Source organism: Nocardioides sp. 1609 (assembly GCF_004522105.1).
GTDB lineage: Bacteria > Actinomycetota > Actinomycetes > Propionibacteriales > Nocardioidaceae > Nocardioides.
Map to the genome: position 1 here is coordinate 172,735 of NZ_SPUJ01000006.1, position 24,041 is coordinate 196,775.

The 24,041-nt window shown below is 73.7% G+C and carries 20 protein-coding genes, 2 tRNA genes and 1 other RNA gene; 8 read left to right on the forward strand and 15 right to left on the reverse strand.

What is annotated here, in order from left to right:
- Positions 1-28: 28 nt before the first annotated feature.
- Entirely contained in the window at positions 29-316 is a 288-nt protein-coding gene (locus tag E4623_RS17730) for a WhiB family transcriptional regulator (protein WP_348537300.1), read from the reverse strand.
- 268 nt (positions 317-584) lie between these two features.
- Here E4623_RS17730 and E4623_RS17735 point away from each other — a divergent pair, with 268 nt between their 5' ends.
- Positions 585-2,795 carry a transglycosylase domain-containing protein gene (locus E4623_RS17735; RefSeq protein ID WP_134767896.1) on the forward strand — a complete coding sequence of 737 codons (2,211 nt, stop codon included), beginning with the start codon at positions 585-587 and terminating at the stop codon, positions 2,793-2,795.
- Positions 2,796-2,876: 81 nt separating this feature from the next.
- Here E4623_RS17735 and E4623_RS17740 read toward each other — a convergent pair whose 3' ends face one another.
- A complete protein-coding gene (locus tag E4623_RS17740; protein ID WP_134767897.1) occupies positions 2,877-3,335 on the reverse strand; it encodes a GatB/YqeY domain-containing protein in 459 nt (152 codons plus the stop codon).
- Positions 3,336-3,361: 26 nt separating this feature from the next.
- Here E4623_RS17740 and E4623_RS17745 point away from each other — a divergent pair, with 26 nt between their 5' ends.
- From E4623_RS17745 to E4623_RS17755, 3 genes are all read left to right on the forward strand, one after another.
- Entirely contained in the window at positions 3,362-4,297 is a 936-nt protein-coding gene (locus tag E4623_RS17745; protein ID WP_134767898.1) for a metallophosphoesterase, read from the forward strand.
- A 119-nt stretch (positions 4,298-4,416) separates the two neighbouring features.
- Positions 4,417-4,490, forward strand: a tRNA-Pro gene (locus E4623_RS17750).
- Between the two features lie 94 nt (positions 4,491-4,584).
- Positions 4,585-5,562 carry a hypothetical protein gene (locus tag E4623_RS17755; protein WP_134767899.1) on the forward strand — a complete coding sequence of 326 codons (978 nt, stop codon included), beginning with the start codon at positions 4,585-4,587 and terminating at the stop codon, positions 5,560-5,562.
- 62 nt (positions 5,563-5,624) lie between these two features.
- On the opposite strand, the gene E4623_RS17760 is transcribed toward E4623_RS17755, so the two are convergent.
- The 7 genes from E4623_RS17760 to ffs all read right to left on the reverse strand — a co-directional run bounded on the left by E4623_RS17760 (position 5,625) and on the right by ffs (position 12,155).
- Positions 5,625-6,668, reverse strand: coding sequence for an aspartate-semialdehyde dehydrogenase (locus E4623_RS17760; RefSeq protein ID WP_134767900.1), 1,044 nt, complete (start codon positions 6,666-6,668; stop codon positions 5,625-5,627).
- A 1-nt stretch (position 6,669) separates the two neighbouring features.
- A complete protein-coding gene (locus E4623_RS17765; protein WP_134767901.1) occupies positions 6,670-7,953 on the reverse strand; it encodes an aspartate kinase in 1,284 nt (427 codons plus the stop codon).
- A gap of 115 nt (positions 7,954-8,068) precedes the next feature.
- Positions 8,069-8,656, reverse strand: coding sequence for a DUF5063 domain-containing protein (locus E4623_RS17770; RefSeq protein WP_134767902.1), 588 nt, complete (start codon positions 8,654-8,656; stop codon positions 8,069-8,071).
- Positions 8,653-9,249: a recombination mediator RecR gene (recR, locus tag E4623_RS17775; RefSeq protein WP_134767903.1), complete on the reverse strand. Its 597-nt coding sequence runs from the start codon at positions 9,247-9,249 to the stop codon at positions 8,653-8,655. Before recR ends, E4623_RS17770 begins: the two co-directional genes overlap by 4 nt.
- A gap of 52 nt (positions 9,250-9,301) precedes the next feature.
- Positions 9,302-9,742, reverse strand: coding sequence for a YbaB/EbfC family nucleoid-associated protein (locus tag E4623_RS17780; protein WP_348537299.1), 441 nt, complete (start codon positions 9,740-9,742; stop codon positions 9,302-9,304).
- The gene (locus E4623_RS17785) at positions 9,739-11,967 is read right to left on the reverse strand and encodes a DNA polymerase III subunit gamma and tau (protein WP_134767904.1); all 2,229 of its coding nucleotides are present in this window, start codon (positions 11,965-11,967) and stop codon (positions 9,739-9,741) included. The genes E4623_RS17780 and E4623_RS17785 overlap by 4 nt, the downstream gene beginning before the upstream one ends.
- A gap of 97 nt (positions 11,968-12,064) precedes the next feature.
- Positions 12,065-12,155, reverse strand: an RNA gene (gene ffs, locus E4623_RS17790) — signal recognition particle sRNA small type.
- 55 nt (positions 12,156-12,210) lie between these two features.
- On the opposite strand from ffs, the gene E4623_RS17795 reads away from it, so the two are divergent.
- Positions 12,211-12,298: transfer RNA gene (locus E4623_RS17795), tRNA-Ser, on the forward strand.
- A gap of 70 nt (positions 12,299-12,368) precedes the next feature.
- Here E4623_RS17795 and E4623_RS17800 read toward each other — a convergent pair.
- The 3 genes from E4623_RS17800 to E4623_RS22760 form a co-directional block, all read right to left on the reverse strand.
- Positions 12,369-12,968: a TetR/AcrR family transcriptional regulator gene (locus tag E4623_RS17800; protein ID WP_134767905.1), complete on the reverse strand. Its 600-nt coding sequence runs from the start codon at positions 12,966-12,968 to the stop codon at positions 12,369-12,371.
- Positions 12,969-13,112: 144 nt separating this feature from the next.
- Positions 13,113-13,817: an SDR family oxidoreductase gene (locus E4623_RS17805; RefSeq protein ID WP_134767906.1), complete on the reverse strand. Its 705-nt coding sequence runs from the start codon at positions 13,815-13,817 to the stop codon at positions 13,113-13,115.
- A 130-nt stretch (positions 13,818-13,947) separates the two neighbouring features.
- The gene (locus E4623_RS22760; RefSeq protein WP_167736726.1) at positions 13,948-14,115 is read right to left on the reverse strand and encodes a hypothetical protein; all 168 of its coding nucleotides are present in this window, start codon (positions 14,113-14,115) and stop codon (positions 13,948-13,950) included.
- 331 nt (positions 14,116-14,446) lie between these two features.
- Here E4623_RS22760 and E4623_RS17810 point away from each other — a divergent pair, with 331 nt between their 5' ends.
- The 3 genes from E4623_RS17810 to E4623_RS17820 are packed head-to-tail and all read left to right on the forward strand — an operon-like array spanning position 14,447 to position 16,868.
- Positions 14,447-15,307 carry an acyl-CoA dehydrogenase gene (locus E4623_RS17810; protein WP_245155157.1) on the forward strand — a complete coding sequence of 287 codons (861 nt, stop codon included), beginning with the start codon at positions 14,447-14,449 and terminating at the stop codon, positions 15,305-15,307.
- Complete coding sequence (locus E4623_RS17815) at positions 15,301-16,641, forward strand: bifunctional PIG-L family deacetylase/class I SAM-dependent methyltransferase (protein ID WP_134767908.1); 1,341 nt, start codon at positions 15,301-15,303, stop codon at positions 16,639-16,641. Before E4623_RS17810 ends, E4623_RS17815 begins: the two co-directional genes overlap by 7 nt.
- A 35-nt stretch (positions 16,642-16,676) precedes the next feature.
- A complete protein-coding gene (locus tag E4623_RS17820) occupies positions 16,677-16,868 on the forward strand; it encodes a hypothetical protein (protein WP_134767909.1) in 192 nt (63 codons plus the stop codon).
- 94 nt (positions 16,869-16,962) lie between these two features.
- Here E4623_RS17820 and E4623_RS17825 read toward each other — a convergent pair whose 3' ends face one another.
- The 3 genes from E4623_RS17825 to E4623_RS17835 form a co-directional block, all read right to left on the reverse strand.
- Entirely contained in the window at positions 16,963-21,093 is a 4,131-nt protein-coding gene (locus E4623_RS17825; protein WP_209020744.1) for an Ig-like domain-containing protein, read from the reverse strand.
- Between the two features lie 158 nt (positions 21,094-21,251).
- Positions 21,252-22,595: a S8/S53 family peptidase gene (locus E4623_RS17830; protein ID WP_134767910.1), complete on the reverse strand. Its 1,344-nt coding sequence runs from the start codon at positions 22,593-22,595 to the stop codon at positions 21,252-21,254.
- The gene (locus tag E4623_RS17835) at positions 22,586-24,040 is read right to left on the reverse strand and encodes a type VII secretion protein EccB (protein ID WP_134767911.1); all 1,455 of its coding nucleotides are present in this window, start codon (positions 24,038-24,040) and stop codon (positions 22,586-22,588) included. The genes E4623_RS17830 and E4623_RS17835 overlap by 10 nt, the downstream gene beginning before the upstream one ends.
- Between the last annotated feature and the right edge of the window lies 1 nt (position 24,041).

The following is a 24,041-nucleotide window of genomic DNA, read 5'->3' on the forward strand; positions in this document are numbered from 1 at the left end:
GAACGCAGGCTCGGCCCGGGTCGAGCGGTCAGACGTTGACGGTCTCGCGGGTCTGGTTGCGCGCGGTCTCGAGGACCGAGCGCCAGGAGGCGGTGGGCCGGCGGCGCAGGAGCGCCCGGCGCTCGCGCTCGGTCATGCCGCCCCAGACACCCCACTCGATCTGGTTGTCCAGCGCCTCGGCGAGGCACTCGGTGCGCACCGGGCACCCCTGGCACAGCGCCTTGGCCTTGTTCTGCTCGGCGCCTCGGACGAAGAGCTTGTCCGGCTGCTCCGCACGGCAGGCAGCACGCGGCGCCCAGTCCTCAACCCACATGATTGTCGTCCCCACGTCGTCTGTCCCGGGAGTTCCGGCGCCCCCATGACGCCTCTTCCTCCGCAGAACCAAAGGTAAAGAGGAAGTGGCTGCGGCGACAGCCCTCGTTCGACCCAACTTGTCTAGTCCTAAATGACTAGTCCGGAGTGACTAGGCCGGCGCTGGGGGTCCTGACCCGGACGGCGACCCCCGACCGGTCACCCTCCGCGCGTCGACGCGGCCGGGTCTGAGGAAATCGGTACGCTGCCGCCCCTCCCGTACTCTCGTAGCCGTGTCTCGACCCAAGTCCGAACGTCCTCGCCCCACGACGGTGCTGTCCCACCTCGGGGTGATGGTCGTCGTCGCCGCCGTGCTCGGCGTCGTCGTCTCCGGGCTCGCGATCCCGTTCGCGGGCGTCCTCGGCTTCGCCACCCGCAACACCGCCGAGACCATGGACAACCTCCCGAAGGAGCTCGACGAGGTCGCCCTGCCGCAGAAGTCGACGATCCTCGACTCCGACGGCAACGTGATCGCCACGGTCTTCAAGCCCGACGCCAACCGCACGGTCGTGCCCCTGAAGCGGATCTCGCCGATGATGATCAAGGCGCTGCTGGCGATCGAGGACTACCGCTTCTACCAGCACGGCGCCCTCGACCTGAAGGGCACGCTGCGCGCGCTCGCCACCAACGTCGGAGCCGGCGGCGTCGTCCAGGGCGGATCGACGATCACCCAGCAGCTGGTCAAGCAGACCCTCCTCGCGCAGGCGAAGACCAAGGAGGAGAAGGCGGCCGTCACCGACGACACCTACGCCCGCAAGCTCAACGAGCTGCGCTACGCCATCGCGATGGAGAAGAAGCAGTCGAAGGACTGGATCCTCGAGCGCTACCTCAACACCGTGTACTTCGGCGCCGGCACCTACGGGATCGAGACGGCCGCGCAGCGGTACTTCGGCACCAGCGCCAAGAAGCTCAACCTCAACCAGTCCGCGATCCTCGCCGGCCTGGTCCAGAACCCGTCCGCGTTCGACCCGACCAACCACCCCGAGCGCGCCCTCACCCGGCGTGACGTGGTGCTCGACCGGATGGCCCAGCTCAGCGTCATCCCGCAGAAGCGGGCCGACCGGACCAAGGCCTCCAAGCTGCAGCTGCAGACGCAGACGATGAACAACGGGTGCCTCGCGAGCGAGGCGGCGTTCTTCTGCAGCTACGTGCTGGAGTACCTCAAGAAGGACGAGTCGCTCGGCAGGACCGAGTCGGAGCGCTGGCGGCTGCTGCGCACCGGCGGCCTGACCATCCGCACCACCGTCGACCTCGAGGTCCAGGCGGCGGCGGACAAGGCCGTCGAGGGCCGCGTCCGCGCGACCGACCAGGCCATCGGCGCGCTCGCGATGGTCGAGCCCGGCACCGGCGCGGTGCGCGGCCTGGCGCAGAGCCGCCCGATGGGCGGCGACAAGGAGCGTGGCGAGACCTACCTCAACTACGTCGTTCCCTCGCAGTACGGCGACTCGAACGGGTTCCAGGCCGGATCGACGTTCAAGGCCTTCGTCCTCGCGACGGCGATCGAGGAGGGCACGCCGCTCGACGAGACCCTGCCCGCGCCGGCCACGGCGATCATGCAGGAGGAGGACTACGAGAACTGCGGCGACGAGCCGTACGGCTACGGCGAGTTCCCGATCGGCAACTCGGTGCCCTCCAACACCGGCTCCGAGAACCTCTACACCGGCACCCGCAACTCCATCAACACCTTCTTCCTCAACCTGGAGAAGGAGACCGGCATCTGCAAGCCCTACGAGCTCGCCAAGTCGATGGGCGTCGACCTGACCAGCCCGGAGGGCCAGAAGGACAAGGACGGCAACTTCATCGTCTCGCCCGAGCGGGTGCCGTTCTTCACCCTCGGCGTCGCCGACGTGAGCCCGCTGGAGATGGCCGAGGCGTACGCGACCTTCGCCGCCCGCGGCGAGCACTGCGACTCCCAGCCCGTCACGTCGCTGTCCGACGCCAACGGCAAGGTGCTCAAGAAGTACCCCGCGCGGTGCAGCCAGGTGATGTCGAAGACCACGGCCGACGCCGTCAACGACGTCCTCGAGGGCGTCATCAACGGCGGCTTCGCCTCGGACCAGGCGCTCGACCAGCCGGCCGCCGGCAAGACCGGCACCACCGGCGGCTCGGGCAAGTCCCCCTCGGTGTGGTTCGTGGGCTACACCCCCAACATGGCGACCGCCGCGATGGTGGCCGGCGCCAACGAGTTCGGCACCCCGATCGGCCTCGACGGCCTGGTCATCAACGGCGTCCAGGTCAGCGCGTCCGGTTCCGGGCTCGCCGCTCCGATCTGGGGCGACGCGATGAAGGTCATCGACGACGACCTGCCCAACGAGCAGTTCGTCTACCCGAGCACCGTCCCCGGCGCCGGCAACGAGAGCGTCTACGTCCCGCCGCCGCCGAGCAACAACGGTGGCGGCCGCGGCGACGGCCGGGGTGGACGCGGCGGAGGCCGCGGCCGCTGACCGGCCCGCCGGGCCCGCCCGCTCGGCCCCGCCCACCGACCCCGCTCGCTGACCCGTCAGCGATCACTGACGGGTCAACGGTCAGGCGAGCTGGCGGCGCACCTCGGCGGCGACCGCGCCGCCGTCGGCCCGGCCCTTGACCTGCGGCTGGACGACGCCCATCACCTTGCCCATGGCGCGCATGCCCTCCCCGGCGGCACCGACCTGCGCGACGGCGGCGGTGACGATGTCGGCGACCTCCTCGGCGGAGAGCTGCTCGGGCAGGTAGACCGCGATCACCTCGGCCTCGGCGCGCTCCTTCGAGGCGCTCTCGGCCCGGCCGCCGTCGTCGAAGGCGGCAGCGGCCTCGCGGCGCTTCTTGGCCTCGCTGGTCAGGACGCCGACGACGTCCTCGTCGCTGAGCTCCCTGGCCTCCTTGCCGGCCACCTCGGCGTTCGTGATGGCGGTGAGCACCATCCGCAGGGTCGAGGAGCGGACGGCGTCACGCGCCTTGATCGCGGTGGTCAGGTCGGCGCGGAGCTGGTCCTTCAGGGTGGCCATGATCTCCATTGTGGCAGCCTGGCCCCATGGGTCTCGCGGGCATTCTCAGCCGGACGGTCGGTGCCGGCGCACTGGCCGGCGCCGGGGTCACGGCGTACGCCGTCCACGAGGCCCGGCAGTACACGCTGCGCCGGGTCGAGGTGCCGTTGCTGCCGCCCGACGCCGCGCCGCTGCGCGTCCTGCACCTCAGCGACCTGCACCTCACGCCCGGCCAGCGCCGCAAGCAGGACTGGGTGCGCGGTCTCGCCGACCTGGAGCCCGACCTCGTCGTCGACACCGGCGACAACCTCGCCCACCGCGACGCCGTCCCGGTCGTGTGCGACGCGCTCGGCCCGCTGCTCGACGTCCCCGGCGTCTTCGTGCACGGGTCCAACGACTACTTCGAGCCGACGCTGCGCAACCCCTTCCGCTACCTGCTTCCCGACGACGGGACCCGCCACGTCACCAGCCCCGAGCTCCCGTGGCGCGAGCTGTCACGACGCTTCACCGACGCCGGCTGGAGCGACCTGACCAACCGGACCGGCTCGGTCCGGGTCCGCGACCTGACGCTCGCGCTGGCCGGCGTCGACGACCCGCACCTGGAGTACGACCGGCTCGACGACGTCGCCGGGCCGGCCGACCCGGACGCCGACGTCCGCCTGGGGATCGCCCATGCGCCGTACCTGCGCGTGCTCGACCAGTACGCCGCCGACGGCTACGACGCCGTCCTCGCCGGGCACACGCACGGCGGCCAGGTCTGCCTCCCCCGGCGCGGCGGCGGCCGCGCGCTCACCACCAACTGCGACCTCGACCCGGCGCGGGCCCGTGGCCTACACCGACACCCGGCCGACTCGCGGCCCGGCGACCCCGGCTCGGCGTGGCTCCACGTCTCCGCCGGGCTGGGCACGAGCCCGTACGTCCGGATCCGGGTCGCGTGCCGTCCGGAGGCCACGCTGCTGACCCTGACGCCCGCCGCAGGCTGAGCGGGCCCGGGCCATGCCCCCGGCGCGAGTCCCGCCCCGGGCCGGGGTACCGATTGGGGGGGGTGGCCCGGGCTCCGGTATGCTCCGATGTTTGTGAGCCGATCTCGGTCGGCGCACATCGGGCTGTGGCGCAGCTTGGTAGCGCGCTTCGTTCGGGACGAAGAGGCCGCAGGTTCAAATCCTGTCAGCCCGACCCCTTCACCACGCGAGACCCCGGTCGAGGAGAACCTCCTCGAACCGGGGTCGAGCCGTCTCCGGGGCACCACCCTCGTGCCACACTGACCCGCATGCCAGACGAGGAGACCCCCTCGGACGCGGGACGTCCGAGCCTGGAGCCCCCGAAGCTCTTCGGTCGCAGGAGGAGTCCGCGGGCCCGCCCCGCGCCCGACCCGGCTCCCGCCGAGGCCACGGTCGTGCCGCCCGCGGTGCCGACACCGATCCCCGAGCCCGCGCCCGTCCGCGAGCCCGACCCGGTCCGCGAACCCTCGCCCGTCCCGGAACCCGATCCGATCCCCGAGCCCGACCCCGTCCGCGAGCCCGCACCCGTCCCGGAACCCGAGCCGATCCCCGAGCCCGACCCGGTCCGCGAGCCCGCACCCGTCCCGGAACCCGAGCCGATCCCCGAGCCCGAGCCGACCGTGGCCGTCGCGGACGTCGAGCCGCGCGCCGGGACCGAGCCGGCGTTCGCGGACGCCGGCAACGACGCCCCCGACGCCGCCTCGGCAGCCACGCGGGGGCTCCGGGCGCCGCGACTCGGGCGACGCCCGGCCTCCCGTGCACCCGCGTCGCCGGCCGCCTCGACCGGGTCGGGGACCGACGACGGCGACACCGTCGTCGAGGAGCGCGTTCCCGACCCCGCACCGGCCCGTGAGCGCCCCGCGCCTCCCCTGACCGGCCTCCCCGCCGCACTGGCGGTGGGCGCGCTCGTGGGCGTGGTCCTGGTGGCCCTGACCCTGCTGGGCACGGCCGGCTGCGACGCCGTCCGCGGGACGTCGTCCTGCGGCACCGGCGCCGGCATGACGGGCCTCGTGGTCATCCTGGCCCTGGCGATCGTGGCCGGCGGTGTCCTGCTGCGCTTCGTGCAGGTGCCCGACCCGGGCGCCACGAGCTTCCTCGCCGTCTGCCTGGTCGGCGTGGTCACCCTGCTCGTCCTGGTCGACGTCCTCGACTCCAGGGCGATGCTGGTGGTGATCCCGGTGCTCGGCGCGCTCTCCTACGGCCTCTCGTGGTGGGTCACCACGACGTTCGTCGACACCGACGACTGACCGCCCGCCGCCGACCCGACCCGCTCGGGGACGGGTCGGCGCGGCGGGTCGGCGCGGACGGCCTACCGGGTGGCGGCGAGGAGCTCGGCGATCTGCACGGTGTTGAGGGCGGCGCCCTTGCGCAGGTTGTCGTTGGAGATGAACAGGGCGAGGCCCCGCGCGTCGTCGACGCCCGGGTCCTGGCGGAGCCGGCCGACGTACGACGGATCCTGGCCGGCAGCCTGCAGCGGCGTCGGGATGTCGCTCAGCTCGACCCCGGCGGCGGTGGCGAGCAGCTCGCGGGCGCGCTCGACCGGCATCGGCCGCTCGAACTCCGCGTTGATCGCCAGCGAGTGACCGGTGAAGACGGGCACCCGCACGCAGATGCCGGAGACCCGCAGGTCGGGGATCCCGAGGATCTTGCGCGACTCGTTGCGGAGCTTCTGCTCCTCGTCGGTCTCGAAGAGGCCGTCGTCGACGATCGACCCGGCCAGCGGGAGCACGTTGTAGGCGATCGTGCGCGCGTACTTGCCCGGCTCGGGGAACGCCACCGCGGCGCCGTCGTAGGCGAGCTCACGCGCCTTGTCGCCGCCGGCGGCCACCTGGGAGGCGAGCTCCTCGACGCCGGCGACGCCGGACCCGGAGACCGCCTGGTAGGTCGAGGCGATCAGCCGCACCAGCCCGGCGTCGTCGTGCAGGGGCTTGAGGACCGGCATCGCGGCCATCGTGGTGCAGTTCGGGTTCGCGATGATGCCGCGGCCACCGGGCCCGGTGGCGAGCGCGAGGTCGCCCGGGTTGACCTCGGAGACGACCAGCGGGACGTCGGGGTCCATCCGGAAGGCCGAGGAGTTGTCGACGACGACCACGCCCGCGGCGGCGAACCGGTCGGCGTGGGCACGCGACGTGGTGGCACCGGCGGAGAACAGCGCGATGTCGAGCCCCGTCGGGTCGGCCGTGGCGGCGTCCTCGACGGTGATCTCGCGACCCGCGAACGGCAGCACGGTGCCGGCCGAGCGGGCCGAGGCGAAGAAGCGGACCCCGTCCGCGGGGAAGGCCCGCTGCTCGAGGATCTGGCGCATGGCGACGCCCACCTGTCCGGTGGCGCCGACGATCCCGATGTTGGTCATGTCAGCGGCCCGTCCCGCCGTAGACGACGGCCTCGACCTCGTCGGCGTCGAGGTCGAACGCCGTGTGGGTGGCGGCGACCGCCGCGTCGATGTCGATCTCGTTGACGACGACCGAGATCCGGATCTCCGAGGTCGAGATCATGCCGATGTTGACGCCGGCCTGGGCGATCGAGGCGAAGAACTTGGCGGTGACGCCCGGGTGCGAGCGCATCCCGGCGCCGATCAGCGAGACCTTGCCGATCGTCGCGTCGTACTGGAGCGACTCGAAGCCGACCTCGGCCTGCAGCGCGTCGAGAGCCGCCATCGCGACGGCGCCGTCGCTGCGCGGCAGCGTGAAGGAGATGTCGGTGAGGTTGGTCGCGGCCGCCGACACGTTCTGGACGATCATGTCGAGGTTGATCTGGGCGTCGGCGAGCGCGGTGAAGATCCGCGCGGCCTCCCCGACCTTGTCGGGGACGCCGACGACGGTGATCTTGGCCTCGCTCCGGTCGTGGGCGACGCCGGCGATGATGGCTGCTTCCATGGTGCTCTCCTGGTGGGCCTGGTCGTCGATGCTGCCGCGGACGATGGTGCCGTCGAGGTGGCTGAACGACGACCGGACGTGGATCGGGATGTCGTAGCGGCGCGCGTACTCCACGCACCGCAGGTGGAGGATCTTCGCGCCGCAGGCGGCGAGCTCGAGCATCTCCTCGTAGGTGACCGTGTCGAGCTTGCGGGCCGTCGGGACGATGCGCGGGTCGGCGGTGAAGACCCCGTCGACGTCGGTGTAGATCTCGCAGACGTCGGCGTCCAGCGCGGCCGCGAGCGCGACCGCGGTGGTGTCGGTGCCGCCGCGGCCGAGGGTGGTGATCTCCTTGGTGTCCTGCGAGACGCCCTGGAAGCCGGCGACGATCACGATGTGGCCCTCGTCGATCGCCGAGCGGATCCGGCCCGGCGTGACGTCGATGATCTTGGCCTTGCCGTGCACCGAGTCGGTGATGACGCCGGCCTGGGAGCCGGTGAAGGAGCGGGCGCTGAACCCGAGGTCGGAGATCGCCATCGCGACCAGCGCCATCGAGATCCGCTCGCCCGCCGTCAACAGCATGTCGAGCTCGCGCGCCGGCGGCAGCGGGCTGACCTGGCTCGCGAGGTCGAGCAGGTTGTCGGTGCTGTCGCCCATCGCCGACACGGCGACGACGACGTCGTTGCCGTCGCGCTTGGCCTCGACGATCCGGCGCGCGACGCGCTTGATCGCCTCGCCGTCGGCGACCGACGATCCGCCGTACTTCTGCACGACAATGCCCACCGGGCTCACTCCTGTTGTCGAGGACCTTTTCCGGACCCGATTCTAGGTGCCCGTGCCCTCCGCCCCCGGCGCCCCGTCCATCGGTGGACGCCGACCCGGCCGCGCGGCGCGGCGGCTACTGCTCGAGGACCGCCTCGACCACCTCGAGGAGCTCGTGCTCGGAGTCGTTGTCGACGTCGAGGCGGTCGTGGGCGACGATCGACAGCAGCGCGTTCAGCGCCGCGCCGGCCAGGTTGCCCCACGACGACACGTAGGAGAACTGCCACCACCACAGCGCCTCGTCGACGTGGCCGGAACGGAAGTGCCGCAACCCGTTCTCGAGGTCGGTGGCGATGCTGGCGAGGTCGTCGGAGAGCTGGCTCGCGACGACCTCGGGCACGTAGGGGTCGAAGACGAAGGCGTAGGTGTCGACGTTGCCGAGCATCTCGGCCAGCCGCAGCCGCATGCCGTCGACGTCGGCCTCGGGACCGACGTCGGGCTGGTACTCCGCGCGGGGGGTGAAGTCACGCTGCACGCCGAGCCGCGCCCCGGCCAGGAGCACCTGGCTGATCTCGAGCAGCAGCAGCGAGATCGCGCGGCTGCCGTCGGCCTCCCGGGCGATCGCGCGGAGCGCCAGCAGGAAGCTCGACACGGAGTCGGCGATCTGCTGGGCGAAGTCCTCGATCTCGCCGTCGATGGTGGGGTCGCTGCCGGGCTGCGTCATGGCGCTGCCTGCCTTCCTACGAATGCTCGTCCGAGGGTCACTTCGTCTGCGTACTCGAGATCTCCGCCCACCGGCAGTCCACTCGCCAGCCGCGTGACACGCAACCCCAGGGGGCGCAGCAGCCGGGTGAGGTAGGTCGCGGTGGCCTCGCCCTCGAGGTTGGGGTCGGTCGCGAGGATGATCTCGGTGAGCTCGCCGTCGGCGAGCCGGGTCATCAGCTCGCGGATGCGGAGCTGGTCGGGGCCGACGCCGTCGATCGGCGAGATCGCACCGCCGAGCACGTGGTAGCGCCCCCGGAACTCCCGGGTGCGCTCGATGGCGACGACGTCCTTGTACTCCTCGACCACGCAGAGCACGGTCGGGTCACGGCGCGGGTCGGTGCAGATCCGGCACTGCTCGGACTCGGAGACGTTGAAGCAGGTCGCGCAGAAGCGGACCTTCGCCTTGACCTCGACGAGGACGTCGGAGAGCCGGCGCACGTCGGCCGGGTCGGCCTGCAGCAGGTGGAACGCGATCCGCTGGGCGCTCTTGGGTCCGACCCCGGGCAGCCGCCCGAGCTCGTCGATGAGGTCCTGGACCACGCCTTCGTACACGGGTGCAGCCTAGGTGGGCGGACCGACAGCCGGTCCACCCCCCGCCGGGACGTCAGAAACCGAGCTGCCCGGACCCGCCGCCCGGGAGACCCAGGTCGGGCATCCCCGGCAGGCCGCCGCCGGCGGCCAGCGGCCCCATCGCCTTGGCGGCGGCCTCGTCGGCCCGGCTCTTGGCGTCGCGGTAGGCCGCGACGATCACGTCGCCCAGGTCGGTGAGCGACTCGGCGTCGTCGCCGTCGACCGAGCCGGGCACGATGTCGATGCCCAGCAGGTCGCCGGTGCCGCTGACCTTGACGGTCACGCCCGCGACGCTGCCCTCGACCACGGTCTCGGCCAGGCGCTCCTGGGCCTCCATGAGCTGGGCCTGCATCTGCTGGGCCTGCTCGAGCAGGGCGTTCATGTCGAAGCCGCCGGAGCCGCCGAACGGGTTGTCGGTCATCGTGTGGGTCCCTTGCTGGTCGTGGGTGTGCTGGTCGGTGGGTGTGCCGGTCACTGGTGCGGGATCTCCTCGATCACCTGGGCTCCGAGCTCGCGGGCGAGCAGGTCGTCGGTGCCGATCTGCTCGTGGTCGGCGTCGAGGTCGTCGGGGCTGGCGTCGGCGTCGGGATCGCGGGTCGGCTCCGCCGGGGCCGGCGCGCGAACCTGCCGCAGGGCCTCCCGGCCGCTGACCGGGGGCGGGCCCGACGGGTCGGGCTCGGGCTCGTCGACGGCCCACGGGGGCGGCTCGTCGGGCGGCGCGGACGCCGGGCCCGGCGCCTCGGGACGGGCCTGCGGGGCCGGCGCCGGCGCCGGGGCCGCCGGCCGGGTCGCGGACGGGTCGGGCCGGTCGGGGAGACGGTCGGGCGCAGCGGCGGGCGGCGGCGCGGCGGTGGCGTCGGCGCCCGGGTCGATGATCGTCTCGATCCGGTAGTCGGCACCGATCACGTCGATGACGGCCTGTCGGACGATCTCCGGGCTCCCGCCCGACTCGAAGGAGTCGCGGGCGCCGCCGTTGGCGAACCCCAGGGTCAGGGTCTTCTCCCCGACGGCGACCACCTGGGCGTTCTGGGAGAGGTGGATCCAGGTGATCCGGCGACGCTGCTTGGTGGCCTCGATGATGTCGGGCCAGAGTCGGCGGACGTCGACCAGGGACAGCCCCGGCGCGGGCGCGGCGGCCGGCTCCGGCTCCGGCTCGGCGCGTTGCGGCTCGGCGCGCTGCGGCTCGGGAGCGCGCTCGGGCTCGGGCCGCACCGGTGCGGGCTCCGACTGGGCGGGCTCGGACTGGGCCGGCTCGGACTGGGCCGGCTCGGGCTGGGCCGGCTCGGGCTCGGGCTCGGTGGGCTCGGGCTCGATGGGCTCGGGCTCGGTGGGCTCGGACACCGGGGGCGGCTTCGGCCAGGGCGTCGGGTCGGGCACCGGCACGGACACCGGCGGGGGCGTCGGCAGCGGCTCGGGCGGCGGGGCCGGGGCGGCGATCGGCTCGGGCACCGGCTCGCGCACCGGCTCGCGGGGCTCGGGCGCCCGCAGGGTCGGCACGATCTCGGGGACCGGCCGCTCCTGGGCCGGAGCGGTGATCGCGGCACGACGCTCGAGGCGGTCGAGCCGGGCCTGGACGCCGTGGGTCGTGTGGTCGGCGCCCGGCAGCAGCACCCGCGCGCAGATCAGCTCGAGCAGCAGACGTGGCGCGGTGGCCCCCCGCATCTCGGTGAGGCCCACTGCGACGAGGTCGGCGGCCCGGCTGAGGTCGGAGCGCCCGAACCGCGACGCCTGGGCGACCAGCCGCTCGCCCTGGTCAGCCGAGACGTCGATCAGTCCGGTGGCGGGGGCGTCGGGCACCGCGGCGATGATCACCAGGTCGCGGAGCCGGCGCAGGAGGTCCTCGGTGAACCGGCGCGGGTCCTGGCCGGTCTCGATGACCTTGTCGACGACGCCGAAGACCGAGGCCCCGTCGCCGGCGGCGAAGGCGTCGACGACCTCGTCGAGCAGGGTGTCGGGGGTGTAGCCGAGCAGGCCGCTGGCCAGGTCGTAGGTGACGCCGGCGGCACCGGCGCCGCCGAGCAGCTGGTCGAGCACCGACAGCGTGTCGCGGGCCGACCCGGCTCCGGCCCGGACGACGAGCGGCAGCGCGGCCGGCTCGATCGCCACGCCCTCCTTCTCGCACAGCTCGGTGAGGTAGCTCGAGAGCAGCCGCGGGGGGATCAGCCGGAACGGGTAGTGGTGGGTGCGCGAGCGGATGGTCGGGATGACCTTCTCCGGCTCGGTCGTGGCGAAGATGAACCGCAGGTGCGGGGGCGGCTCCTCGACGAGCTTGAGCAGGGCGTTGAAGCCCTGCGTGGTGACCATGTGGGCCTCGTCGATGATGTAGACCTTGTAGCGCGAGCGCACCGGCGCGAAGAACGCCTTCTCACGCAGGTCGCGGGCGTCGTCGACGCCGCCGTGCGAGGCGGCGTCGATCTCGATGACGTCGATCGACCCCGGCCCGGTGCGAGCGAGGTCGCGGCAGCTGTCGCACTCACCGCACGGGTCGGCCACCGGTGCGAGCTCGCAGTTGAGCGCCCGCGCGAGGATCCGCGCCGACGTCGTCTTGCCGCACCCGCGCGGGCCGGAGAAGAGGTAGGCGTGGTTGACGCGGTTGTTGCCCAGGGCCGCGCGCAGGGGCTCGGTCACGTGCTCCTGCCCGATGACCTCCGCGAAGGTCTCGGGCCGGTAGCGGCGATAGAGCGCGAGCGGCGATTCCACGGTCCCGACCCTAACGACCGGCACCGACAGCCGACAGGGCGCACCGAGACCGGCCGCACCACGGCGCCGACCCGGTCGGCAGGGACCGGGTGGAGGAAGAGGCCCCCCGTGCACCCGGCAGAGCTCACTTACCCTTGCTGCCTTCCGGCCCTGGGGGAGTTGGGCGAGGTGCCGCCGCACGGGGGGTTGGCCCGAGCATAGGCGATTGGTCGTCGCGGCGACCCGACGGGTAGTGTCCCCCGCGGAGGATTCGCCTAGTGGCCTATGGCGCTCGCTTGGAAAGCGGGTTGGGTTAACGCCCTCAGGGGTTCGAATCCCCTATCCTCCGCCACCACCGGCACGGGCGCCGGCCCCGACACCACGTCGAGGCCGGCGCCCGTCGCTGCGTTCCGCGCCTCGGCTCAGCGCGCGTCGTCGCTCCGCCCGGCCTCCAGCAGGGTCAGGGCGTTGCGGAGCCCCGTCTCCACGATCTCGTCGGCGAGGGTGGGGTCGGTCACCGCCCGGGCCAGCTGCAGCGTCCCGATCATGAGCGCGTAGACGCCGAGGCTGCGGGCCCGCGACGGGCTCGACGTCCCGTCCTCGGCCAGCCGGGCCTCCATGTCGTCGACGATCGCCAGGAGCCCCTCGGTGTAGGTCCGCCGGGTGGGCTCGGGGCTCCGAGCGATCTCGTCCAGGAGGGCCGCGGACGGGCACCCGTCGGCGGGGGCGTCGCGGTGCTCCGCCGACAGGTACCGGCGCACCAGCTGCTCCACGCCCTCGCGGCCGGGCGCGAGCAGCGCGAGCCGGTCGCGCTGCGCAGCAAGCTCGCTGGCCACCACCGCCTCGACGAGGTCGTCCTTGGAGTCGAAGTGGGCGTAGAAGGCGCCGTTGGTGAGGCCGGCGTCCCTCATCAGCACGGCCACGCCGGAGCCGTCGATGCCGTCGTCCTTCAGCCGCCGGCCCGCGGTCTCGAGGATGCGGGCCCGCGTGGCCTGCTTGTGCTTCTCGTCGTATCGCGCCACGGGTCCCTCCCTCGCCGTCCTGCGGCCGCCACCTGGTGACGACGACCCTGCCACGGACGTGGCCGCCCCGGCGTGGGCCACCACGTCCGACGTCCGCACGAAGGCGGACGCGCCCGGCGGCCTGGCCCTCGTCCGCGGAGGCACTCAGGCAGCGGGTGCCGCGTAGCGCTCGTCCACCGGGAGGTGGAGGCCCGCGCGGACCGCGCGGGCGGTGCCGTCGGCGAGCACCTCGCTGGCGCCCGACTCGAGTCCGTCGAGCACCTGGCGAGCGACGTCGGTGGCCGAGGTCTTCGGCGCCTCGACGCCGCGCGCCATGTCGGTGTCGACGTAGCCCATGTAGACGCCGAGCACCTGGACGCCGTGGGGCGCGAGCTCGAGACGCATCGAGTCCGTCGCCGACCACAGCGCCGCCTTGGAGACTCCGTAGCTGGCACCGAGGGCCAGCCACGACAGCACGGACGCCACGTTGACCACGGCTCCCGAGCGCTCGCGGACGCCGTCGACGAACGCGGCGGTCACGGCCAGCGGACCGAAGAGGTTGACCTCCAGCTCGCTGCGCAGGTTCGCGGTGTCCGTGGAGAGCACGGACGTCGGGAGCGAGATCCCGGCGTTGTTGACCACGATGCCCACGTCGCGCGCGGTGCGGGCGGCGGCGGCCACGGAGGCCGGGTCGGTCACGTCGAGGCGGAGCGGCTCGACGCGGCCGTCGGTGACGTCGATCGCCCGCGGGTCGCGCGCACCGGCGTACACCCGGGCCACGCCCCGCTCCAGCAGCTGGACGACGAGCTCGCGTCCGAGCCCTCGGTTGGCACCCGTGACGAGCACGGTCTGTCCGGCGAGGTCGGTCATGGTTCCTCCTGGGTTCGACCGGCCACACGGCCGGAACGGATTGATCTTACGGTCGTAATACAAAAGCGACCGCAGGATCATTCCCCGCCCGCCCGGGCCACCGGTTCGTCCACCGGTCCGCCGAGGCAGATCAGGCGGCCCAGCGCGTCGACTCGTGGATCAGGTCGGCCATCGCGACGACGCCGGCGAGGTCGCCACGTCGCTCCAGCAGCCTGCCCACCCTGGTCGTGTGCTCGAGCATCGCGTCCCGGTGTCGCTTCTCCTCGGCCGCCGCCGCGTCCCGCCCCTGCTTCGCCATCGTGGCCTCCACCCTCCCGCGTCCTTAACTGTAGTAACTCAGTAGATGTTACGGACAATGTCAAGCGACCACCCGGGCGGGGGGCGTCGCGCGCTCCGTCCAGTGCTTCAGTGGGCTACCCACCCACCCCTCACCCACCCGCGAGGTCCCCATTCCTGGTGTCGTCCGCCTCCGCCCCTCCGCCGCCGACGACGGCCCCGACCTCCGGGCCCTCGCCGACGGCGCCGCCGCCGTCGGCCGGGACGTCGACGGAGCGCTCGACCTCGCAGCGGCGTGGTCGGACCGGCTCCCCCGCCCCGGTCGCGGCGCGACCCGGTCGTTGTGGGAGGCGATGGCCACCGTCGCCGCCACCGACCTGCAGGTGGCCCGCGCCCTCGAGCCGCACCTGGACGCCGTCGCGATCCTCGACGAGCTCGACGGTCGCGACGTGCCCGCCGGCACCACCTGGGGTGTCTTCGCGGCCGAGGGCCCCGGGGTCCGGCTCGAGGCGCGCGAGGCGGAGGACGGCTGGGTCCTCGACGGCACCAAGCCCTGGTGCTCGCTCGCGGGGCGCCTGAGCCACGCCCTCGTGACGGCCTGGATCGGCGACGCCCGCGGCCTGTTCGCGCTCGACCTGCGCTCCCCCGGGGTCACCACCGGCGGCGGCACGTGGGTCGCCCGGGGCCTGCCCGAGGTCGTCAGCACCCCGATCGACCTCGCCGGCGTCCGTGCCGAGCCGGTCGGTGGACCCGGCTGGTACCTCGAGCGCCACGGCTTCGCCTGGGGCGGCATCGGCGTCGCCGCGGTCTGGTACGGCGGCGCGGTCGGGGTCGCACGCCGGCTGCTGCGCCAGGCGGCGGAGCGCGAGCTCGACCAGGTGGGCCGCGCCCACCTCGGCGCCGTCGACCGGACCCTCCACGCGGCGCGGGCCGTCCTCGCCGAGGCCGCGGACGACGTCGACGCCGGTCGGGCGGACGGGCCGGCCGGCGCCGTCCTGGCGCTGCGCGTCCGCGCCGTCGTGGCCGGCGCCGTCGAGTCCGTCCTGCGCCACGGCGACCACGCCCTCGGGCCGGGCCCGCTCGTCGGCGAGCCGGAGCACGCCGCCGCGGTCGCCGACCTGCACCTCTACGTGCGCCAGCACCACGCCGAGCGCGACGACGCCACCCTCGGCGCGGCCGTCGCCGGGGCGCCCGACGACAGCCGCGCATGGTGAGCGCCGGGTTCACGCACGCCGCCGCGGGGACGCCCGCCGCCCGCTGGCGGGCCCACCCCGCGCGCGCCGGCGCACCCCTGCTGGACCTCACCGCCTACGCGCGCGTCGTCGTCGTCGCCGCGCACCCCGACGACGAGTCCCTCGGCGCCGGCGGCCTCACCGCCCTCGCCCACCGGCGGGGCGTCCCGGCCACCCTGGTCGTCGCGACCGCCGGCGAGCACAGTCACCCCCGGTCGCCCACCACCTCGCCGGACGAGCTCGCCCGCCGGCGCCGCGCGGAGTCCCGCACGGCGTGGCGCGCCCTCGGCCCCGCCGAGGAGCCGCTGTTCCTGGGGGTCGAGGACGGCGACCTCGCGGCCCACCAGGACGACCTCACCACCCGCCTCGTCCAGGACGTCGGCGACGGCCGTCGCACGCTGCTCGTCGCCCCGTGGCGCCACGACGGCCACCCCGACCACGAGGCGGCCGGCCGGGCCGCCGCGGCCGCCGCCCGCCGTACGGGGGCCGACCTGGTGGAGTACCCCGTCTGGTTCTGGCACTGGGGCGAGCCGGACGCCGCCCCGTGGGACGACCTGGTCGCCGTCCGGCTCGAGCCAGAGGACGTCGTCCGCAAGGCCCGGGCGATCGCCGCCCACCGCACCCAGGTGGCGCCGCTCTCCCCCGCTCCGGGCGACGAGACGCTCCTCGGACCCGACCTCCTGGCCCACTTCGCCGCCGACGACCACCTCGAGCTCCTCGTGCGACAGCCGGCGGTCGACGACGCCCTCGACCGCGAGCACGCCGAGCACGACGAGCCGTGGGACGTCGACCGCCGCTGGTACGAGCGCCGCAAGCGCGACATCGTCCTCGCGGCGCTGCCCCGCCAGCGGTTCCGTGCCGCGCTCGAGGTCGGCTGCTCCACGGGCGCCCTCGCCGCCGCCCTCGCCCCGCGGTGCGACGCGCTGACCGCGCTCGACTCCAGCCCCGCCGCGCTCGGGCGCGCCGAGGCCCGCCTGCGCGACCTGGACGGCGTCCGCACCGTGCTGGCCGACGTGCCCGGGGGGTGGCCCGACGGGCGCTTCGACCTGGTCGTGCTGTCCGAGGTCCTCTACTTCCTCAGCCCGCGCGACGTCGAGGCCGTCGCCGACCGCGTGGCGGCGAGCCTGGCCGCCGACGGCGTGGTCGTGCTGTGCCACTGGCGCCACGACATCGACGGCTGGGTGCTCGACGGCCCCGAGGCCCAGCGCCTGCTGGTCGAGCGCCTGCACCTGCCCGTGGCCGCCCGCTACGTCGACCGCGACGTCGAGGTCGTCGTCCTCGGCGCGCCGGGCACGATGCCCGACCCGTCCGCCTGACCCGACCGCCCGACCCGCCGAACCCTGGAGGAACCATGTACTTCGACACCGCCCCCTGCTCGGTCTGCGGCTCGCGCGTCGAGCTCCGCGCCCGCACGGGGGTCGAGGACGCCGGCGGCCCGGTCGGGGACCCCGACGGCTACGTCGGCGACGGCGACTCGACCCCCGACGAGCGGGTCTGCACCAACGCGGACTGCCCGACCCGCACGTCGTCCGAGCAGGCCTGAGCCGGCCCGAGCCGACCCGAGCCGGCCCGAGCCGGCCCGAGCCGACGAGGGACCCCGGCGGTCGCCGGGGTCCCTCACCCGGATCGCGTCGGTCCTACCTCCTCCGGACCAGCACCACGGTCCGCGCGACGGTCGCGGTGCCGCCGGCCGAGGTGACGGTCACCCGGACGACCACCGACAGCCGGCCCTGGCGGCGCAGTGCCGCGCGGTACCGGGGCTTGACCGACACCGGGAGCCGCACGCTGCCCGCCCCGGTCGTCGTCGCGGTGGAGGTCGCGACCTTGGCGCCGGTCAGGCGGACCGTGCCGGCGGCACTCACCGTGGCCCGCACGACCGCGGTGCCCTTCTTCCTGGCCTTCGAGACGCCGGTGACCTTGACGGTCGGCCGCACCGGGGCCGGCGGCTCGACCGGCACGTCGGAGACCGTCACGGTGAGCGGCGCGGAGGTCGTCTGCTGGCCCGACGAGTCGGTCGCGACCGCGGTGAGGGTGACGGTCCTCCCGGCGTCCGTCGCCGCCGGCGTCCAGCTGAAGGCGTGCGGTGCCCGCTGGGACGTGCCCACCGCGACTCCGTCGGCCAGCAGCCTCGTCGAGGCGATCGCGACGTCGTCGCGGGCCCGGACGAGCGGGGTCACCGTCTCGCCGACGGCCACCACCGAGCCGCCCAGGGGGTCGACGACGGCCGCCGACGGAGCCGCGTCCGGCACGGCGCCGTACGTCGTCGGCACGGTGCCGGGCGTGGTCGAGACCCGCGAGGTCAGCGTCACCGAGCTCGAGCCCGAGATCGCCTCGGCGCCGGTGTCCGGGTCGGCCGGGCCCCCGGCCACCGGGGCGACCGGGCCGAAGTAGCTCGACGTGGTGACGAACGGGGCGCCGGTCCGGACCGCCGTGCCGTCGGCGGTGGCGTTGTAGACGGCCCAGCCGTTGCCGGTGAGGGCGACCCCCGAGGCCGTCAGCGCACCGGCGACCTCCGTCCGGGCGTCGGTGAGCAGGATCCCGTAGGACCGGGTCGGGTCGGGCCGGAAGTAGTTCCCGGTGATCCGGCTGGTCCGCACGAAGCCGTCGGATCCGCTCGTGTAGTGCACGCCGGTCTGCGGGAAGACGCCGTTCGGGCGACCCCGGACCACGGTGTCGGTCACGTAGCCGTGCTGCTCGATGCCGGTGCGGACGGTGGTGGCTGGCGCGGCGTCCGCGCCCTTGGCGCCGTCGAACAGGATGCCGCCGGTCTGGTAGCCGGTGACGAGGCTGTCGTCGACGGTGAGCTCGGTCTCGACCGTGCCGGTCCCGGAGCCCTGGATCACCCCGGTCTTCACGATGCCCCAGCCGTGCGGGTGGTCGGCGAGGTCGGCGGCGGACGTGGCCGCCCGCATCGGGCCGACCACGCTCTGCGAGACCCGTCCAGCGGCCCCGAAGTAGGCGATGCCCGCCTCGGCCCAGGTCTCACCGGAGGTGACCGTGACCCCGGAGATGTCGACGAACATCTCGTTGGTGTCGGTCGCGCCGAGGGACTGGCGCGAGACCGTGACGACGTTGCCGCCACCGTCGCGCAGGTACGGCCTGAGTCCCTCGAGCGAGTCGATCGACTGCTTCGGCATGATCGTGACCTTGTCGGCGCCGGCTCCCTTGATCTTGAGCGGCTTGGTGATGGTCAGGCCGTTGCGAGCACCGGTGGACACCGGGTTGCCCGGCCCGGAGACCGGGGTCGAGGCCTCCTCGTAGGTGCCCTCGCAGACCACGACGGTGTCCCACGGCGATGCGTGGTCAACGGCGTCCTGGATCGAGGTGAAGCCCGCCGCCGGGCACTGTGCCCCGTCGTCGTCGACCACCCAGGCGGTGTTCGAGTACGGGTCGGCGACGGTGTCCTTGAGCTTCACGTTGCCGGCGGTGTTGTCGTAGGCCGCCATCACCTCGGCCGGGTCGGGGCCGGTGGCCGGGGGGCCGGAGCCGGCGCCCTGGTCGAGCGCGGTCCCGTCGGAGAGCACCATCGCGCCGTCCGACACGGCCTCCTGGAACCGGACGTCGGCCAGCTGGATCGACCCGGAGGCGGGGGTGCCGTCGTCGCCGAACCGCAGCTGCACCTGCGCGAGCGAGCCGAGGTCGACGCCCTGGGCCGCGAACTCGCTCAGCGGGACGCGGATCTGGTCGAGGACGATGTGGGTGTTGGGCGTGTTCGTGCCGGTGGACATGTGCAGGGCGTTGCCCCACCGCTCGTCGCCGGCGTGGACCGTGGCCTCGTTCCCCGCGGTGTCGGTGAGGGCGATGATGAAGTCCTGGGTCGTCGAGGCGGGGTCGTACGACGTCGGGAGCTCGTTCGGGTAGGCCCAGCTCGGGCTCGTGCCGGTCCGGGTGCTGTCGCCCCGGTTGTCGGCCCCGGGGTTGCGGAGGTCGAAGAAGTTGACGTCCGCGCCCATCGCGAGGGCCTCGAGACCGCTCAGGTCGCTGGACGCGGCCGGGATCTCGGCGGTGAGCTCGGCCGTCGTGCCCTCCTCCCACGCCAGCGCCAGCTGGCGGCCGTAGGAGTGGTTGACCGGGGCGTTCTCGCGGACGCCGTTCTGGCCACCGAGCGCGGCCTTGCCGGGCAGCGGGCACGCCTTGGCGGCGGTCGGCTGGGTGCCCTTGCCGAGCTGCGCCGGGGCGAAGTCGTCCGGCTCGGGGTTGCACCAGTCGTAGCCGCCCGCGGTGGTCCTCGGCCGCGGCGAGACCGCACCGTTGTCGAGGTAGGGGTTCGCGAACCCGGACCCGCTCAGCGTGTCACCGAGCGCGTTCAGGCCGAGGGGGTTCTCGATCTCCGGTCGGATCAGGTCGACCCGCTCCGTCGCGGCCGGGAAGTAGCTGGTCGACACGTACTCCTCGCACCCGATCCGGGTGCCGGACTCGCTCGTCGGGCAGGCCGTGTCGGGGATCTGCCGGTGCGACTCGGTGTCGGAGAGCTCGCCGGTCATGTACGGCTCGAAGGCGCCCTCACCGCCGACGTAGCGACGGAAGAAGGCCGCCATCGTCGCCAGGCCGATCTTCTCCTGGTCGCCCATCCGCTCGGCGTCGCCGGAGATCTTGGTGTTGACCTCGGGGTCGTAGGTCGCGGAGTTGTCGATCACGTAGTTCTGCGCCGGGTCGGTGTAGCTCGCGGCACCGCTCAGGCGCAGGTTGTTCGGGTGCACGTTGGTCGCGGCGGGCGTCGAGAACGGCGTCGAGTTGCCGCACGCGGCGTCGTTGTTGTTCTGGCCGTCCGCGCCGCCGTCGGCGTACCAGACGGTGTTGTACCAGTTGTGGATCGCGCCGAGCTGCGACGACTGGATCCGCGGGAACGGGTCGGTGCCGTCGACGTACTGGCTGCGCTCGAAGAACCGGGCGCCCTGCAGGTTCGAGACGTCACCGTCGCAGAACGGCAGGATCGTCATGTACGGCGTGCCGTACGGCGCCTTGCGCTCGTAGTCGACGGGGGCCAGCGAGATCACGCCGCGCAGCGGGTAGCGCGGCCCGTCGGTGCGGATCCGGTTGTAGTCCATGAAGCTGGTGACCGCGTCGCCGCCCCGGGAGTGGCCCATCAGGCCGATCCGGGTCAGGTCGAGGTGTCCGGAGAGGGTGGTGCCGAGGTCCGCCGACGGGACGCCGTCCAGGCCGGTGGCCGTGTTGGCCTTGCTCAGCGCGTCGAGGGTCGCCGCGATGAGCAGCCGGCGCTGGTGCATGCCCTTGCTCTTGGGGTTGTCCTGGCGCATCATCAGCTGGTCCTGCGACAGGGAGAAGACCGTGTAGCCCCAGGTCGCGAGGTTCTCGCCCAGGTAGGCGTAGCCGGCCTCGTTGCGCTTGAACTGGCCGCACCTGAGGAGCGCGGTGTCGTTCTCGGCGGCGGGGCTGTCGCAGGAGCCGTGGTTGCCGTGCACCAGCACGATCAGGGGCGAGGGCTCGGTGCGCTCGGCCGGGTCCGGGTAGTACAGGGAGCCGCGGATCTCGATGTTCTCGGGCGCGGACACCGTCCCGACGGCGGGCGCGGCGCCACCGGAGTCGGGCTCCTGCAGGGCCACCGTGCCCAGCTTCGTCTCCTGGATGGTCAGCGGGGTGAGGTCGCCCCGCTCCATCGGGTCGGGAAGGACCAGCTCGTCGGCGTCCGCCGACGAGGTGGCGGGGGCGGCTGATGCCTGCGTGGGTGCTGCCGCCGGGAGGGCGAGGGCCGCGAGCAGCGGCACCATGGCCCATCGGCGCCAGCGCGTGGAGGTGGTGACCTGCACGGCGTCTCCTGTCGTGTGCGACGGCCGAGGGTCGTTCCGTCGCCCCGACGCTAGGAACGTCCGGTTACCAGCGTTCTCCCGTGCTGTTAACGCAGGTGACGTCCTGGGCGCCGTGCGTTAACGCTGACGTCAGGCGGGAGGCGGCAGGTCCGCGGCGCTCAGCGGCGGCGGCGCGAGAGCACCGGTCGCAGCAGCATCGCGACCACCAGCGTCCCGCCACCCACGAGACCCCACCAGACGGCGTCGCGGCGGGTGCCGGCGAGGACGTCGGGCTGCGGCACGGGCAGCGGGGCCGGCGGCACCGCCTGCTCGCGCGTGCCGCTGGCCGGGAGCGCACCGTCGCGGCTCGGGCGGATCGGGCTCGTGAGGGCGTTGACCGGCTGGACGATGCCGCGGCCGAGCACCTTGTCGGGTGCCGCGTCCCCGCGCGGGGACCCTCCCGTCGCGGTCGACTCGAGGCGCGCGATGGTCTGCTCGGGGGTGTCGTCGGGGTAGGCCGACATGAGCAGCGCGAGCACGCCGGAGACCTCCGCCGCGGCCACCGACGTCGAGGACCCCGAGAGGGAGCAGGTGTTGCCGTTCACGGCGTAGGCCACCGCGCCGTACGTCGGCACGGCGACGTCGATGGCCGAGCTGAGCACCCCGCGTGGGTCGGACGGGTCCTCGAGCTCGGCGTCGGTGGTGGTGCCGACGGCGATGACCCGGGGGTTGCGGTCGCCCTTGGCGTAGCCGGCCGGCCAGACGTCGTCCGCGTTGTCCTCGCCGGGCTCGTAGGCACCCAGCGGGTTGCCCGGGTCGTCCTCGGTGGGCCGGTTGCCGGAGGAGGCCACCACGATCGCTCCCCGGTCGGTCACCGCGCGCACCGCCCGGTCGAGCGCGTCGGTGTCCTCGGGCACGCTCAGGGAGAGGTTGACGACCTGGACCTGGTCGGGGCCCGGCCCGACGAGGCCGACGATGTCCTCGAGGCCGGCGACGACGCCCTCGAGGGTCAGCTGCTTGAGGTCGTCGTCGTCGCCGTCGGTGTCGTAGACCTGGAGGTCGTAGACCCGGGCGGCGGGCGCGATCCCGACGAGGCCGGAGTCGGCGTCCTCCCGGCCATTGATCACGCTGGCCATCGCGGTGCCGTGGTAGGACTCCACCGCGTCGGTCCTGGCGTGCTCGGCGAGCCGGCTGGTCCGTGGCGCCGTCGGCGCGATCCGGGGGATCACGGAGGTCCCCTCCCGCTGGACGTCGGCCACCCCGGAGTCGAGCACCGCGATGCCCACGCCCTCGCCCGGCGCCCGGCCGCTGATCGACGTGGCGAGCTCCTGGGCCTCGGCGATCCGCAGCCGCTCCATCGGCAGGCTCGGGTCGGTGGCGGCCGTGCTGGTGGTGTCGGAGGTGTTGATCTCCCGGCAGTCGCTGCCCGGGTCGGCGTACGCGGGCGCGGACGGGGCGAGCACCACGCCCAGCGCGACCGCGGGCGTCACGACGAGGAGCGCCGCCGCGCTTCTCAGGAGCACGACGTCGGCCCCGGGTCGCCGGAGGCCGGCGGGCAGCGCGCGGCGTCGATGGTGAGCGGCACGCCGCGCCTGAGCAACGTGATCCACTGCTGCGGCACCACGATCTTGTCGACGTCGCCGTAGCCGAGGTTGGCCTGCTCGGCGCCCGGCCCGACGGGGTTCTGGTAGCCGCGGTCGTCGACCAGCACCGGCGCCGACGAGTCGTCGTCGAGCCAGTCGCCGGCCCAGACGAACGCCCCGTGGCCGGGGTCGACCCGCACGTCGACCCCGGTGAGCGCGATGTCCTCGGCCGAGGCCGGACTGCCGTCGGTGGTCGTGCCGAGCAGCACGCCGGGCTGCCCGCCGGGCACGTCGAGCTGGGCGCACAGCTGCCGGGGAGCGGGCAGCGTGGTCGTGTCGGTCGGCCAGCTGGCGCCCTGGACGTCGGCGAAGTTCGGCAGCGCCCCCGGCGGTGACTGCTCGACCTCGATCACCTTGAGCTGGTCCTTGGCCGGCCGCGGGAGCTGACGGTAGACCGCGAGCGAGAACGCGTCGAGCTTGAGCGTGCCCTCGGTGGTCAACAGGTAGGTGGTGTCGCCGCCCACGACGAGCAGGTCGCCGACCTCGGCCTTCTCGGCGGCCGCCTCCGGCACCCGGTCCGCGTCGACCCACGGGGTCTTCAGGTCGGCCTTCGTCAGCCCGAACGTCGCGAGCTCGAGGGCGCGCCCCTGGGGGAACAGCGTGATGAAGGAGTCGGGGACCTCGACGGCGGCCGGGCCGGCCCCGGTGCCCGCGACGGCCTGGAGGATCGCGTCGCGCATCGGCCCGCCCGGGACCGGGTAGACGTAGGCGCGCTCCCCGCGCTCGGCGCCGACCGCCGACTGCGCGATCAGGTAGACCGCGCCCTTCGGGGTGCGCACGACGAAGCTGGTGTCGGGCGTGGGCTCGACCGAGCTCTGCTCGGCGATGTCGATCTTGATGCCGGACCCACCGCCGGCTCCGGTGCAGGCCGTCCACCCGTCCTGGATCAGGCTGGAGGTCTCCGGCGGGCTCGCCGGCGCCCCGAGGATGCCGATCGGTGCGCCCCGGTCGCGCTCGAACTCGTCGCCCCGGACCTCCTCCAGCTCGAGGTCGGAGCCGAGGATAAGCATGGCCGAGGTGATGTTCTGCAGGGGACGGAGCTCGGTCTCCTCGTCGGCGCCCTTGAGCAGCAGGTAGGTGGCGCCGGTGTCCTTGTCGCTGATCAGGGCCTCGTTGTCCCACTCCACGGTGGACGGCGACTTCAGGACGCCGAGCACCGCGCCGCCGGCGACGATGAGCAGGGCGAGCGCGAGCCCGCCGACGATGGTGCGACCGGGTCGGTTGGGCTCGACCTCACGGCCGCCGGGCGCGCCCGAGACGAACGCGGTCACCAGGCGGCGACGGCTGAAGGAGTAGGCCTCGACGAGGTCCTTCTTGGTGGCCATG